Annotated in this window: 12 protein-coding genes and 1 pseudogene; 5 read left to right on the forward strand and 8 right to left on the reverse strand. The window is 47.5% G+C overall.

What is annotated here, in order from left to right:
- The first annotated feature begins 88 nt into the window (after positions 1-88).
- Positions 89-1,084: a GTP 3',8-cyclase MoaA gene (moaA, locus tag Q0307_RS14965; RefSeq protein WP_298661622.1), complete on the forward strand. Its 996-nt coding sequence runs from the start codon at positions 89-91 to the stop codon at positions 1,082-1,084.
- 117 nt (positions 1,085-1,201) lie between these two features.
- Complete coding sequence (locus Q0307_RS14970; RefSeq protein WP_298661623.1) at positions 1,202-2,263, forward strand: alkene reductase; 1,062 nt, start codon at positions 1,202-1,204, stop codon at positions 2,261-2,263.
- A gap of 57 nt (positions 2,264-2,320) precedes the next feature.
- Here the strand turns inward: Q0307_RS14970 and Q0307_RS14975 are convergent, their stop codons facing one another.
- The 8 genes from Q0307_RS14975 to Q0307_RS15010 are packed head-to-tail and all read right to left on the reverse strand — an operon-like array spanning position 2,321 to position 11,875.
- Positions 2,321-2,737 (reverse strand): RidA family protein, encoded by a 417-nt coding sequence (locus tag Q0307_RS14975; protein WP_298661624.1) that lies wholly within the window; start codon positions 2,735-2,737, stop codon positions 2,321-2,323.
- A gap of 21 nt (positions 2,738-2,758) precedes the next feature.
- Positions 2,759-3,598, reverse strand: coding sequence for a tryptophan 2,3-dioxygenase (gene kynA / locus Q0307_RS14980; RefSeq protein WP_298661625.1), 840 nt, complete (start codon positions 3,596-3,598; stop codon positions 2,759-2,761).
- Positions 3,595-6,414, reverse strand: coding sequence for a kynureninase (kynU, locus tag Q0307_RS14985; RefSeq protein WP_298661626.1), 2,820 nt, complete (start codon positions 6,412-6,414; stop codon positions 3,595-3,597). The genes kynA and kynU overlap by 4 nt, the downstream gene beginning before the upstream one ends.
- A complete protein-coding gene (locus Q0307_RS14990; protein ID WP_298661627.1) occupies positions 6,414-7,580 on the reverse strand; it encodes an acyl-CoA dehydrogenase family protein in 1,167 nt (388 codons plus the stop codon). Before Q0307_RS14990 ends, kynU begins: the two co-directional genes overlap by 1 nt.
- Positions 7,581-8,393 (reverse strand): enoyl-CoA hydratase family protein, encoded by an 813-nt coding sequence (locus tag Q0307_RS14995; RefSeq protein ID WP_298661628.1) that lies wholly within the window; start codon positions 8,391-8,393, stop codon positions 7,581-7,583.
- Positions 8,371-8,841: a MarR family transcriptional regulator gene (locus Q0307_RS15000; RefSeq protein WP_298661629.1), complete on the reverse strand. Its 471-nt coding sequence runs from the start codon at positions 8,839-8,841 to the stop codon at positions 8,371-8,373. Before Q0307_RS15000 ends, Q0307_RS14995 begins: the two co-directional genes overlap by 23 nt.
- Complete coding sequence (locus Q0307_RS15005) at positions 8,838-9,593, reverse strand: SDR family NAD(P)-dependent oxidoreductase (RefSeq protein ID WP_298661631.1); 756 nt, start codon at positions 9,591-9,593, stop codon at positions 8,838-8,840. Before Q0307_RS15005 ends, Q0307_RS15000 begins: the two co-directional genes overlap by 4 nt.
- Positions 9,590-11,875 carry a bifunctional salicylyl-CoA 5-hydroxylase/oxidoreductase gene (locus Q0307_RS15010; protein ID WP_298661632.1) on the reverse strand — a complete coding sequence of 762 codons (2,286 nt, stop codon included), beginning with the start codon at positions 11,873-11,875 and terminating at the stop codon, positions 9,590-9,592. The genes Q0307_RS15005 and Q0307_RS15010 overlap by 4 nt, the downstream gene beginning before the upstream one ends.
- A 160-nt stretch (positions 11,876-12,035) precedes the next feature.
- Here Q0307_RS15010 and Q0307_RS15015 point away from each other — a divergent pair, with 160 nt between their 5' ends.
- From Q0307_RS15015 to Q0307_RS15025, 3 genes and pseudogenes are all read left to right on the forward strand, one after another.
- A complete protein-coding gene (locus Q0307_RS15015; protein ID WP_298661633.1) occupies positions 12,036-12,842 on the forward strand; it encodes an alpha/beta hydrolase in 807 nt (268 codons plus the stop codon).
- An 81-nt stretch (positions 12,843-12,923) separates the two neighbouring features.
- Positions 12,924-13,382, forward strand: a pseudogene (locus tag Q0307_RS15020) (Rpn family recombination-promoting nuclease/putative transposase); the annotation flags it as partial.
- Positions 13,383-13,481: 99 nt separating this feature from the next.
- Positions 13,482-14,543, forward strand: a complete 1,062-nt coding sequence (locus Q0307_RS15025; protein WP_298661635.1) for a transposase — start codon at positions 13,482-13,484, stop codon at positions 14,541-14,543.
- Positions 14,544-14,596 lie beyond the last annotated feature (53 nt).

Raw genomic sequence — 14,596 nt, forward strand, 5'->3', positions numbered from 1 at the left:
GTACAACTCCTAGCAAACTCTCTGTTTAGTCAAAAAAAGGGTAATATAAACACCCAGACTAGCCAGACTAAACCGTTAGGAGGAAACCATGTCCGAGCAGCAATTGATAGATCGTTTTGGGCGGCGTATTAATTATGTACGTTTGTCAGTCACCGATCGTTGCGATTTTCGCTGTGTATATTGCATGGCAGAGGATATGGTGTTTGTCCCACGTGAACAGCTACTCACTTTAGAAGAAATGAGCCGGATTGGCCGCGCGTTTGTGCATTATGGGGTCAGCAAAATTCGCCTTACGGGGGGCGAGCCACTGACGCGGCGGAATGTGCTGCAACTTTGTGAAGATTTAGGGCAGCTAGACGGTTTGCGCGATTTCACGATCACTACTAATGGTAGCCAGTTGCCCAAGTATGCCGCTGCTTTAAAGCAAGCAGGTATTACCCGCATTAATATCAGCCTCGATACGCTCAAGCCAGATCGTTTTAAAGCACTGACGCGCACCGGTGAAATTGAGCAGACTTTAAATGGGCTTGAGGCTGCCTTAGCGCAAGGCTTCAAGCGCATTAAGCTTAATGCCGTAATTTTAAAAAATCGTAATCATGATGAAGTGATCGATTTAGTTGAATTTGCCCGTGACAAGGGCTGTGATATTTCCTTTATTGAGGAAATGCCTTTGGGAGTGATCGGTGATCATGATCGCGCTGAAGCTTATTATTCCAGCGATGAAATTCTAAGGGATTTACGCACACGTTTTGATTTGCAGCCGATAGCTGAGCAAACCGGTGGACCTTCTAAGTATTATTCTTTTCCAGATTATCCCAGCCGTGTGGGGTTTATTTCGCCGCATAGTCATAATTTCTGCGGGGATTGTAATCGGGTACGTGTTACGGCAGAAGGGCGCTTGCTCTTGTGCTTAGGGCAGGAACATTCGGTGGATTTGCGGCGGGTGCTGCGTGCCCATCCTTTAGATGATCAACCTCTCTATGATGCCTTGGAAAAGGCTATGCAGATTAAACCACAAGGACACGAGTTTAATCTGCAAGCCAAGCCAGTCTTATTTCGGCATATGAATGCAACTGGCGGTTGAGTAACAAGCATGACTGTTCTAACTTTGCAGCTAACCCTACGAAAACTCTAGCCTTTTGGCAGGTTTGAAAGCTCAGTCTATGCTTTGGGCACAGAAAATAACCAAGCCAGGATAATTATGAAGCTTTTTGAACCACTACAACTCGGCTCGCTGACGATTCCTAACCGGATGCTGATGGCGCCCCTAACCCGCATACGTGCAGGTATGGAGCATTTGCCTAACGCTTTGATGGCTGAATACTATGCACAACGTGCTAGTGCTGGCCTAATCATCTCCGAATGCACCATGATTCTGCCGAATACCTCAGCTTTCATTGCTGAGCCGGGCATTTATTCAGCCGAGCAAGTCGAAGCTTGGAAACAAGTGACTGCAGCCGTGCATGCGAAAGGTGGGAAAATTTTCCTCCAAATTTGGCATGCAGGACGGGCAGCGCATCCCAATATGTGTGATGGTCAGCAGCCAATTTCAGCTAGTGCGCTGGCAATTGAAGGTGATACACACACTCCACAAGGTAAAGCTAATTATGTGATACCGCGTGCAGTGCAGGTTGAGGAAATTCAAAGTTTAGTCAAAGCCTTCGCAGATGCTGCCCGTAAGGCCATTCAAGCAGGTTTCGATGGGGTAGAGGTACATGGAGCGAACGGTTATTTGATTGACCAATTCCTGCGTGATGGCTCGAATAAACGCACAGACAATTATGGCGGTTCAGTTGAAAATCGTTCTCGTTTCTTGTTTGAAGTACTCACGGCCGTTGCTGCTGAAATTGGTAGTGAGCGGGTAGGGTTGCGCTTATCGCTCTTAAATAGCTACAACAGCATGATTGATAGCGATCCGGCCGGTTTAGCTAGTTTCTTAGGCGAGCGTTTGAATGAGTTCAAGTTAGCTTATGTTCACATGATGCGTAGTGATTTCTTCGGCATACAACAGGGCGATGTACTTACCCCGATGCGTGCCGCTTATCAAGGTGTGATCATCAGTAATATGGGCTATAGCGCTGAAGAAGCTGAACAAGCAATTGCCGATCGTCAAGTTGATGCAGTTGCGTTTGGAACGGGCTTCTTAGCAAATCCTGATTTGCCAGAGCGGATCCGTACAGGGGCGGTTTGGAATGCACCAAATCCGCATACCTTCTATACACCAGGGCCAGAAGGCTATACGGATTATCCGTTTTTAGGCTGATTGTTTTAGTGGAGGGCTAGTTGCTGTTTTCAGGTAACTAGCTTTTAAAATACCGTTTTACTCCGGTAAGACCGCTGTCGCCTCAATCTCCACTTTTGCCCGATCTTCAATTAAAGCGACCACTTGCACCATCGCCATTGCCGGAAAATGTGCACCTAAAATCCGTTTATAAACGCGCCCAATTTCACGTAAATTGGCAAGGTATTCATGCTTGTCAGTGATATACCAAGTGAGACGCACGATATGTTCTGGTTTGGCGTTGGCTTCGTTGAGAACTTCAACGATATTTTTTAAGGTCTGCTCGATTTGGCCTACGAAATCATCGGTCTCAAATTCTTGTTGTCCATTCCAACCGATGTGTCCGCCTAAAAATACCATGCGGCCTTTTGCCACTACGCCATTCGCATAGCCAATCGCAGGTTTCCAATGTTTGGGATGTAAAAATTCATGGGTCGTTTCCAGCGTTTGTTTCATTGTTTTATACCTTCACGAAACTTATAAAATAGTGCGTACATGCCAAAGCTCAGGGAAGAGTTCAACTTCCAACATCCGCCGTAAATAGGAAACCCCACCCGTGCCACCTGTACCCCGTTTGAAGCCAATAATACGTTCTACCGTGGTGACATGATTAAAACGCCAGCGTCGGAAGTAATCTTCAAAATCAACTAGTTTTTCAGCGAGTTGATATAAATCCCAATAGCGTTCGGTGTTTTGATAAACCACTTTCCACGCTTGCATCACCGCATCGTTCGCTGCATGGGGTAGGCGTAAATTCCGTCCTAGCACTTCTTGCGGAATGGGAATACCTGCTTTAGCGATTAAGTTTAAGGCTTCATCGTATAAACTGGGTTGCGCCAGCTCATTTTCTAGTAGCTGTAAAATATCTGGGTGATGCTCATGCGGGCGCAGCATCGCTGTATTCCGATTGCCAAGGATATATTCAATCTGCCGATATTGATGCGATTGAAAGCCCGAACTTTGCCCCAACTGCTCACGAAATTGCGTATATTCGCTTGGCGTCATGGTGCGTAGCACCTCCCAAGCATTATTGAGTTGTTCAAAAATCCGCGCGACCCGTGCCAGCATTTTAAAGGCATTCGGCAAACGGCCAGCACGCAAAGCTTGGCGAGCGGCTACTAATTCATGCACAGCCAGCCGCATCCATAACTCTGAAGTCTGGTGCTGGATAATAAATAGCATCTCATCATGCTTATTCGTCAGCGGCTTTTGAGCATTTAATAGCGTGTCGATCTGTAAATAATCGCCATACGACATGCGCCCATCAAAAGACATTTGTGCGCCTTCATGAGCTGGATCATAAGGGGTATTCGTCATGTTACGGCTGCCTTTTGCTGATATTCAGGTTTATCCCACAAACGCTCATTCATGACTTTGGCGAGTATTTCCACTGCTTGCTTGACATCAGTCTCATCGATGTAAAGTGGGGTAAAGCCAAAGCGAATCGAGTCAGGTGCACGAAAATCACCGATGACACCCTGCGCAATTAAGGCTTGCATCACCGCATAGGCTTGTGCAAAACGGAAGGAAACTTGGGAGCCACGTTCTTCGGGATTACGTGGGCTAGACAGAGTCAACATCGGGCATTTCTCTTCTACCAACTTGATAAAAAGCTCGCTAAGTGTGATCGATTTGCCCCGCACTTCCGGCATAGTCACTTCATCCCAAACATTCAAGGCGGCCTCTAAAGCAGACAGTGCTAACACAGGTGGAGTCCCTACACGCATCCGCTGAATGCCTGCTGCAGCTTGATAATTTAAGTCAAAGGTAAAGGGCGTAGTATGCCCCATCCAGCCGGATAAAGCGGGTAAAGCCCTATCGGCATGTTTAGGCGCAACATAGATGAAAGCAGGTGAACCAGGGCCACCATTCAAATATTTATAAGTACAGCCCACTGCAAAATCAGCTTTAGCTTCAGTTAAATGGACGGGCACTGCACCTGCAGAATGCGCCAAATCCCAAATCACAATAATGCCCTGCTCATGTGCTTTGGCGGTTAAGCGCTTCATATCGTGCATGCGTCCAGTGCGATAATCGACATGCGTGAGCATCAACACCGCTACACTCTCATCAAGCATGCCTTCGACCATTTCGGGCTCAGGTGTTTTGAGTACATGACCTTGACTCAGTGATTTCAGTAAGCCTTCCGCCATGTATAGATCGGTCGGGAAATTGCCACTATCCGATAAAACCACTTTGCGTGTTGGATTCAATGCGAGTGCAGCGGCCAAGGCTTGATACACCTTGATCGACAAAGTATCACCCATGACAACCGTGTTATCCAGTGCGCCTAGCAGTTTGGCAATACGATTACCGACTCGACGTGGCTGCTCAAACCAACCAGAGGTATTCCAACCGCGAATCAATTGTTCACCCCATTCTTGCTCGACCACTTTATCCAAATGTGCTTTCACGCTGGTCGGTAAAGGGCCTAAAGAATTACCATCCAGATAAATTATGCCCGTTGGCAGTTGGAAGTAAGTTTTAGTTTTTACAAAATCGGTGGTGTTTGCGGCTTGCTGCGGACGTAATTTAAAGCGTTGAATCTTGCCGGTGGCGGTTTTTGGCAGGGCATCCGTGAAGACAATCGAGCGGGGGTATTTATAAGGTGCGATGCTTTGCTTCACATAATCTTGGAGTAGTTTAATCGTGCTTAGGTCACGCGGTATATCGGCCTCAAGCACGACATGCGCCTGTACAATGAAACCACGATCTATATCAGGCGCACCTACCACAGCACATTCAACGACATAAGGATGCCCGAGTAAAACAGCTTCGACTTCAGGTCCGGCAATATTATAACCAGACGAAATAATCATATCGTCATTGCGTGCTGCAAAGTGAAATAGACCTTGCTCATCTTGAATAAAGGTATCGCCCGTAATATTCCAGCCAGCTTTTACATAATTTACTTGGCGTTTGTCCGCTAAATAACGGCAACCAGTCGGGCCACGCACCGCCAAATGCCCCGGCTCACCCCTTGGTAGCTCTCGCATCTGCTCGTCAACAATTTTGGCTTCATAACCAGGGACGGGATAGCCTGTCGAACCTGCTTGTGCAGAGTCAAAGCGATTGCTAATGAAAATATGCAGCATCTCAGTTGAGCCAATCCCATCGAGCATGGGCTTGCCGGTTTTCTGTTGCCATTCTTCAAACACCGGCGCTGGTAAGGTTTCCCCTGCTGAGACTGCACAGCGTAAGGAGGATAAATCAGCCCCTTCGTCCATCGCCCGCATCATGGCTCGATAAGCTGTGGGCGAAGTAAAGCAAATAGTCGCTTTATAGGTCTCAATAATCTGGATCATATTGGGCGGTGATGCGGTTTCGAGTAGGGTTGCGGTCGCACCATAACGTAAGGGAAATACTGCTAAGCCACCTAAGCCGAAGGTAAAAGCCAAAGGTGGAGAACCGACAAAAATATCCTCAGGGGTGACATTTAAAACTTCCTTGGCATAACTATCTGCAATAATCAGCAGATCGCGGTGGAAATGCATGGTGGCTTTCGGCTCACCCGTCGTGCCTGAGGTAAAGCCGAGCAGGGCTACATCATCACATCCAGTCTGTACTGAAGTAAATTTAACGGGCTTGCTTAAAGCTGCGCGATCTAGTTCAGCATCGTGATTAGCAGTACCGTCAAAACCCACAACATATTTTAAGTAGTTACTAGTTTTGGCGCATTCAGTGAGTTCATCCATTAAGCGGGTATCGCACAAAGCATGCGTAATCTCGGCTTTATCGACGATTTTCTTTAATTCACCTGCACGAAGCATAGGCATAGTATTCACAACCACGGCCCCGGCTTTGGTAGCTGCTAACCAGCAGGCAACTAAAGCCGGGTTATTAGCGGAGCGAATCAAAATCCGATTACCGGGTTTAATACCTAAGTCTTCAATCAAGACATGAGCGAGGCGATTCGTCCAATCGGCTAATTCTTTATAGGTACGTTGGCGGCCATTACCAATCAGTGCAATATGGTCACCGAACCCCTTATCGACCATTTTATCGGTCAATTCTATTGCGATATTCAAATACTCAGGATATTGGAATTGATCAAGTAAAAAATCAGGCTGTTGGTCTTCGGGTGGCAAATGATCGCGGGTGAAGGTATCTATATGGCCTGTCGGTCCGAGCATCACAATCCTCCTTGCTCAAAATTAAGCAATGTTTGGCGAGCTATGACGGTTTTTTGTACGTCTGATGCACCTTCATAAATGCGCAAGGCACGAATTTCTCGATAAAGGCTTTCAACAATCGTGCCTTTACGCACGCCGTCGCCACCGTGTAATTGCACTGCCATATCAATCACTTGCTGGGCTGTTTCGGTGGCAAATAGTTTGGCCATCGCCGCTTCACGGGTGACACGAGCAGCGCCTTGGTCTTTGCTCCAAGCAGCGCGATAAATCAGCAAAGCGGCTGCATCAATAGCCAACGCCATATCCGCAATATGGCCTTGCACCATTTGCAAATCAAACAACGGTGCTCCAAATAATTGCCGCTGCTGGCTACGTGCTAAAGTTTCATCCAAAGCACGCCGTGCAAAACCTAAAGCAGCCGCTCCAACGGTAGAACGAAATACATCCAGTACTGACATGGCAATCTTAAAACCATCCCCCCGCTTGCCAATCAAACTCGTTGCTGGCAAACGAATTTGATTGAAGCGCAAGCGTGCTAATGGGTGAGGTGCAAGGGTTTCAATCCGCTCAACAACTTCCAAACCTTGACTATCGGCAGGCAAAGTAAAGGCCGAAATGCCACGCGCACCGGCTGCTTGTTCGGGGCTTTCAGTGCGAGCAAATACGACATAGACATCCGCAATGCCACCGTTGGAAATATAAGTTTTTTCGCCACTGAGAATGAAGTTTTCACCATCCCATTGTGCGGCGGTAGTCATGCTAGCGACATCCGAACCTGAAGCAGGTTCAGTGAGGGCAAAGCCTGCAATGGCTTGACCTTTGCGGGTTTTATCCAGCCATTGTTGTTGTTCAGGCGTGCCAAACAGGCTAATTGCGCCCATCCCTAAGCCTTGCATAGCAAAGGAAAAGTCGGCTAAACCATCGTAGCGTGCGAGGGTTTCACGCATTAAACACAGGCTACGGACATCCATGCTTTCGCCAGTTTTAGCGCCAGTATGTTCTAAAAAGCCCGCAGCACCCAGACTTTGCACTAAAGCTTGGCAGGCAGCATCTGTGTTATGGTGATCTGCGGGCAAAACTTGTTGGCACCAAGCTTTTAAGCGCACTGCTAGTTCTCGGTGCTTGGTTTCAAAAAAAGGCCACTGCAGGAAGCTTGAATCTGCCATTTAGTTACCCTCAAAAACGAGTTTTTCCTTATTCACAAAGGCATGATAAGCGCGCTCAAAATCTTGAGTTTGCATACAAATTGCTTGCGCTTGTGCTTCCGCTTCAATCGCTTGCTCGGGCGACATATTCCACTCATGCGCCAGTTGGGTTTTGGTAATGCCGTTCGCGAAACTAGGGCCAGCCGCAATGCGTTGCGCTAATTGTAAGGCTTGTGCTTCTACTTCGCTGGGAGGATACAGTGAGTTAAAGAAGCCCCATTGATAGCCTTCTTCTGCACTCATCATCCGTCCGGTATAGAGCAGATCCGCCGCCCGACCTTGACCGATAATGCGGGGCAGAATCGCACAAGCGCCCATATCACAGCCCGCTAAACCTACCCGAGTAAATAGAAAGCCGGTCTTAGTTTCCGGCGTGCCTAAGCGCAAATCGGAAGCCATGGCAATAATCGCACCTGCACCCACACAGATACCTTCCACCGAGGCAATAATCGGTTTATTACAATGCAGCATGGCTTTGACTAAATCGCCAGTCATGCGGGTAAAGGCCAATAAAGCCTTCATATCCATTTGTACCAATGGGCCAATAATTTCATGCACATCGCCCCCTGAACAGAAATTGCCGCCATTGGAAGCAAACACTACCGCATCCACATCGTCGGCATAAGCCATGGCGCGGAAGGTATCTCGTAACTCGGCATAACTATCGAAGGTCAGTGGATTTTTCCGCTCAGGCCGATCTAGGCGAATCAGTGCCACTCGACCTTGCATCTGCCAACGAAAATGTTTAGGTTCAAGCGAGGCCATGCTCTTCATGGGCGGTCTCCTTGTGTGTATGTGCTTTTAGTAGATGGAGTAATTGTTCAATGGCTTGAGGGCTAAAGTCTGCGAATAATTCATTCACTTTGGCTTCGTGTGCTTTGGCCATTAGCGCAAATTGCTGTTGACCTAGTTCAGTTAAAGACACCCGCAAACTGCGTCGATCATTAGCTTGTTGCTCTCGAGTGGCTATTCCATCCTGCACCAAGCGGTCAACAACGGTGGTGACATTGCCATTTGAGACTAACAGATAACGTGATAGCTCAGTCATAGTCAGACCTTTAGGTGCACGATCTAAAGCAGCCATGACATCAAAGCGTGGCAAGGTCGTATCATGTTCCACCCGCAAGAACTCTCTGAGTTCAGATTCAGTGCTGCGTGTAGTACGCAAGATCTGTAGCCATAAACGTAAGCGTTGCTTAGAGCTGGAATCGTCCTTATTCATACTTCTCCTCCGGCAATCGCCAGTGCTTGCCCATTAATGCCTTCCGAACCGGCTGTACATAGCCATAAAGCGGCACTAGACACTTCAGACGGTTGAATTAAGCGCTGCTGTGGATTAGTTGAGGCTAAAACAGCAAGCGCTTGTTCACGGCTGCGTCCGGTTTTCTGCATAATATTGCTGACACTACGCTCGGTCATTTCAGTATCGAGAAACCCCGGGCAGAGCGCATTCACGGTAATGCCTTGAGTCGCGACCTCCAAGGCCAAAGAGCGCACCAAACCAATTGCACCATGCTTAGCCGCTGCATAGGGAACTACATAGGCATAACCTTTTAAGCCAGCGGTTGAAGCAACCACAATTAAACGTCCCCAATGACGCTCTTGCATTTGCTTTAAGCCTTCGCGTAGGGTCAGAAATACCCCGGTTAGATTCACGGCTAGCATATTTTGCCAAGTCGTTAACGATGTTTTAGCTAAAGGTGCTGATTCAGCCGTACCTGCATTTGCAATCACAATATCGACCAAACCTGCCTGTGCAAATAAGCTTTGCACGCTAGCTTCATCCGTCACGTCCGCAGCAATAGCACGAATAGCACTACGTTGGGCGGCGACTTGTTCTAAAGCCTGTACACGTCGTCCGGTGATAATCACGTCAGCACCTGCTTCGGCAAAAGCTAAAGCCATATTGGCTCCTACACCTGAACCTCCACCCGTAATCAGTACCCGTTTGCCAGCTAAGCTTGGAGTGCTCATGCGTGAATTGTATCCTTAGGCCGATCTTTAATCCGTAATAACTGATCACGTCCACCCCGATAGGGATCAGGCCATTTTTCTTCTAAGTCATTAATTTGCATGGCTGCATGCAGTGTCCAATAAGGATCAGCTAAATGCGGACGTGCTAAGCAGACTAAATCCGCCCGACCGGCCATCAAAATCGAATTTACATGATCCGGTTCGTAGATATTGCCTACGGTCATGGTCTTAATGCCGGTGTCATTCCGAATTCGATCGGAGAAGGGCGTTTGGAACATACGCCCATAAACCGGCTTTTCTTCTTTGGTGACTTGACCAGCGGATACGTCAATAATATCAGCCCCCGCCGCATGGAAGAGTCGCGCAATCTCGACCGCATCTTCTGGAGTAATACCGGCATCACCCACCCAATCATTGGCAGAAATCCGCACCGACATGGGCTTATTGGCTGGCCACACCGCACGCATGGCTTTAAACACTTCGATTGGATAGCGCATGCGATTTTCTAAACTCCCACCATATTCATCGGTGCGCATGTTAGTCATTGGCGAAATAAAGGAGGAGAGCAGATAACCATGTGCAGCGTGCAGCTCAATCATATCGAAACCTGCGCGCTCAGCCATTTGTGCGGCTGCTACAAACTGATTGCGTACATCGTCCATATCTGTCCGATCCATCGCTTTGGGCACTTGGTTTTCAGGTGTCAGCGCAATAGCAGAGGCAGAAATGAGCGGCCAATTCCCAGAGTCTAAGGGCGCATCAATCTGTTTCCAGCCGAGTTGAGTAGAGCCTTTACGCCCGGAATGTCCGATTTGTGAGCAAATTTTTGCAGCGGTTTCTTGATGGACGAAATCAACTAAACGCTTCCATGCAGCTTCATGTTCAGGTGCGTATAAACCGGGGCAGCCCAGTGTAATACGCCCAGTTGGGCTAACACAGGTCATCTCGGTATAGACTAAGCCCGCACCACCTTTAGCCCGTTCTGCATAATGCACAAAATGCCAATCAGTCGGGCAACCATCAATGGCCTTATACTGCGCCATCGGTGAGACGACGATACGATTTTTCAACTGCATCTCGCGTAATTGAAAAGGGGCAAACATCGGCGCACGCTTTGAGCCGGGATTGCTGGCCTGTGCTTGGAACCAACGTTCCGCGCTTTCTACCCAGTTAGGGTCACGCAAGCGTAAATTTTCATGACTAATCCGCTGCGAGCGGGTGAGCAAAGAATAGTTGAATTGTACCGGATCAAGATCTAAATAACGCTCGACCTGTTCAAACCATTCCATGGAGTTGCGTGCAGCAGATTGTAAGCGTAATACTTCCAGACGGCGCTCTTCTTGGTAGCGCTCGAAAGCTTGCTCCATGCTGCTTTCACTGTGTAAAAGATTGGCTAGGGCAATGGCGGATTCAATCCCCAACTTACTGCCCGAACCAATCGAAAAGTGTGCCGTTGCTGAAGCATCACCGAGAAGAACGATATTTTTATAATGCCATTTTTCACACAGGACACGCGGGAAGTTTAGCCATGCAGAGCCGCGCAAATGGCGTGCATTACTAATCAAGCTGTGTCCAGCTAAATAGTTTTTAAAGATACACTCGCAGGTGGCAATGCTTTCATCTTGGGTCATGTCGCCAAAGCCGAACTTACTCCAAGTTTCCTCTCCACATTCGACAATGAAGGTCGCAGTATCCGCGTCAAACTGATAAGCATGTGCCCAAACCCAGCCGTGTTCGGTATTTTCAAAAATGAAGGTGAAAGCATCGTCGAATTTCTGGTGCGTACCTAGCCAAACGAATTTGCAGAGTCGCACATCAATATTCGGTTGGAAGTGATCGGCTAGAGCAGTGCGGGTTTTGGAGTTTAAACCATCGGAAGCGACCACTAGATCATACTCATGCCGATAATGATCGGCGCTTTCAGCTTCAGTAGAAAACTGGATGTTAACGCCAAGCTGTAGGGCGCGAGCTTGTAAATCTAAGAGGAATTGTTTACGCCCGATGCCACAGAAGCCGTGACCTGAAGAGACGGTTCTGACACCCCCGTGATAGACTGCAATATCATCCCAGTAAGCGAAGTGAGAGCGAATGACTTCTTCACTGACTGGATCATTGGCACGGAGGTTGTCGAGGGTTTCATCCGAGAGAACCACACCCCAACCAAAGGTATCATCCGCTTTATTACGCTCAATCACCGTAAGATCGTGGGAAGCATCCCGAAGCTTCATACTAATGGCAAAATATAAACCAGACGGGCCACCACCAAGAACTAGAATCTTCATCGCTCCAACCTCTTCTCTAAGTTGATAACAATTAGCATGGCACTCATTGGTATAAATTTCAAGCTTAAAATATTTATATTTAAAATAAATCCTAGACCTTGACTTGAAGCAGATATACCTCTAACTATAAGCAAATACACAGTAGTGGGGGAGAAGCAGGATGATCACCGACTGGGACGATGCGTATAGCAATGGCGCTTATATCGAGCATGCCGAAACTTATCCTAAATTCTGGGCAGATTCAGCCGCACACTTTCGTACAACAGCGCGTGCTGAGTTAGATATTGTCTATGGAGCAGGTGAGCGTGAACGCTTCGATTTGTTTTATCCTGAAGGTTCCCCAAAAGGCTTAGCGGTCTTTGTGCATGGTGGTTATTGGCTGGCTTTTGATAAGTCTTCGTGGTCTCATTTAGCCGCTGGTGCAGTTGCACAAGGTTACGCGGTTGCTTTGCCCAGTTATCCGCTTGCACCCCAAGCGGCTATTCCAGCAATCACTCAGAAAATTACTCAAGCAATCACCCAAATCGCTCAACTGGTCAAGGGGTCGATTCATCTAGCAGGGCATTCGGCAGGTGGTCATTTAGTCACACGCATGATCTGTAGGGATTCGACCTTACCTGAAGCGGTGCAGGCACGCATCAAAAGCGTGGTCTCAATCAGTGGGCTGCATGATTTACGCCCCTTAATGCGCACGGCGATGAATCAAAAATGGCAACTAACCGCTGAAACCGCAGCGCAAGAAAGTGCGGCTTTACACGCGCCCTTAGCGAATATTCCAGTCACTTGCTGGGTGGGGGCTTTAGAGCGTCCCGAGTTTTTGCGACAAAATGATTTACTCGCCAATATTTGGACTGGCTTTGGGATTGACATTCGGGCGCATCGCGAAGCAGGGCGACATCATTTTGATGTAGTTGCGGATTTGGTGGATGTGGACTCTGGGTTAGTGAGTGCTTGGTTAGGTTCTTAACTGAATAGTTCTCTATGGTCTAGAGCCTGATGATTTCATGCTAAACTTAGAGCCATATAAGCCTTTATAGGACAGTTTGGTATGCAATCCGTTTACCTCAATCCCTTAACTGATTTTGGTTTTAAGAAGTTATTTGGTGAAGAGCCACATAAAGACTTGTTGATCAGTTTCCTTAATACTTTGTTACCTGAACGTCATCAAATCGCTGAGTTGCAATACACCAAAAATGAATATCAAGGCATTAGCCAAATGGATCGTAAAGCGATTTTTGATCTGAATTGCATGAGTAGTACGGGTGAGCGCTTCATTGTCGAGCTGCAAAAAGTGAAGCAGACATTTTTTAAAGATCGCAGTATTTACTACTCAACCTTTGCGATTCAGGAGCAAGCCCAACGGGGTGAATGGGATTATCAGCTAGAGGCGGTTTATACCATCGGTATTCTTGATTTCATGATGGACGATGAACAACAGGAGGTGATCTATCATGCTCAACTCAAAGATCAATTAAATCGTGTGTTTTATGAAAAGCTAAATTTTATCCTCCGCGCCGTAAGCCCCCGTCCTTCAGGTCGGGAATATAAGGCGTATCGGCGCTAGCCGATCTATTCACAGGTTGTGCCGTTTAGTAGAATCAAACCGATGAAAACCCTGAAATTGCGTATCAAAGACCGACATGCTCCAGTGCTTAATCAGTTAGCCACTGAAGTGAATTTCGTCTGGAATTACGTTAATGACTTGTGTTTCACTCATCTCAAAAGAACAGGGAAGTTTTTTAGTACTTACGACGTAGCCCAATATACAGCGGGTGCATCGAAAGAATTAAAGCTGCACAGCCAAACCATTCAAGCCGTTACCGAAGAGCTGATTACCCGACGCAAACAATTCAAAAAAGCGAAGTTGAATTGGCGAGTTTCTAATAAGCAATCGGCTCGACGGTCTTTAGGCTGGATACCTTTCAAAAAATCAGCGGTTAGATACGGTGATGGTTTTGTCCAATACGGAAAGCAAACCTTTAAACTCTGGGATTCCTACGGTTTAGCTCACTATAGCGTGAAAACCGGTTGCTTTGTCGAAGATGCCAGAGGTCGTTGGTATGTCTGCTTAGTGGTGGACAATGCGCCTAAACTGGAGTCGACAGGTACAGAGGCTATTGGTATAGACCTCGGTCTTAAAGACTTAGCCACCCTTTCCAATGGCAAGAAGTTGAAAGCGGATCGGTATTACCGCCACTATGAGCAAAAACTAGGAATCGCTCAGAGGGCTAGAAACAAGAAGAGAGTCAAGGCGCTGCACGCCAAGATTAAGAACACAAGACAGAACCAACTGCACCAGTTTTCCACTGAATTAGTCAAAGCCTATGCTGCTATTGTCATTGGCGATGTTAGTTCAAAAGCCCTAGCTAAAACCAAGATGGCCAAATCCGTGTTAGATGTGGGTTGGGGTAGTTTCAAAACCATGCTCCGGTATAAATGCGAGAACGCAGGGGTAGGGTTTGAGGAAGTGAATGAAAGATACACCACCCAAGCTTGTTCGTGTTGCGGCGCTATTAGCTCCAACAGTCCGAAAGGTAGAGCAGGCTTGCGAATCAGAGAATGGTCTTGCCCTGAGTGTGGGGCACTGCATGATAGAGATGTCAACGCAGCCAAGAACATTCTCGCGCTCGGACATGAGCGTCTGGCAGCAGGAATCCTCGTCCTTTAGGGCATAAGTATCTACACAAATCCCCGGAATTTCTTGATAATCGGGGATATGAG

It is taken from the genome of uncultured Thiothrix sp. (assembly GCF_937873765.1).
GTDB lineage: Bacteria > Pseudomonadota > Gammaproteobacteria > Thiotrichales > Thiotrichaceae > Thiolinea.

Coding starts and splice junctions, on each gene's coding strand:
- moaA (WP_298661622.1), top strand. CDS start 89: ATGTCCGAGCAGCAATTGATAGATCGTTTTGGGCGGCGTATTAATTAT.
- Q0307_RS14970 (WP_298661623.1), top strand. CDS start 1,202: ATGAAGCTTTTTGAACCACTACAACTCGGCTCGCTGACGATTCCTAAC.
- Q0307_RS14975 (WP_298661624.1), bottom strand. CDS start 2,737: ATGAAACAAACGCTGGAAACGACCCATGAATTTTTACATCCCAAACAT.
- kynA (WP_298661625.1), bottom strand. CDS start 3,598: ATGACGAATACCCCTTATGATCCAGCTCATGAAGGCGCACAAATGTCT.
- kynU (WP_298661626.1), bottom strand. CDS start 6,414: ATGCTCGGACCGACAGGCCATATAGATACCTTCACCCGCGATCATTTG.
- Q0307_RS14990 (WP_298661627.1), bottom strand. CDS start 7,580: ATGGCAGATTCAAGCTTCCTGCAGTGGCCTTTTTTTGAAACCAAGCAC.
- Q0307_RS14995 (WP_298661628.1), bottom strand. CDS start 8,393: ATGAAGAGCATGGCCTCGCTTGAACCTAAACATTTTCGTTGGCAGATG.
- Q0307_RS15000 (WP_298661629.1), bottom strand. CDS start 8,841: ATGAATAAGGACGATTCCAGCTCTAAGCAACGCTTACGTTTATGGCTA.
- Q0307_RS15005 (WP_298661631.1), bottom strand. CDS start 9,593: ATGAGCACTCCAAGCTTAGCTGGCAAACGGGTACTGATTACGGGTGGA.
- Q0307_RS15010 (WP_298661632.1), bottom strand. CDS start 11,875: ATGAAGATTCTAGTTCTTGGTGGTGGCCCGTCTGGTTTATATTTTGCC.
- Q0307_RS15015 (WP_298661633.1), top strand. CDS start 12,036: ATGATCACCGACTGGGACGATGCGTATAGCAATGGCGCTTATATCGAG.
- Q0307_RS15025 (WP_298661635.1), top strand. CDS start 13,482: ATGAAAACCCTGAAATTGCGTATCAAAGACCGACATGCTCCAGTGCTT.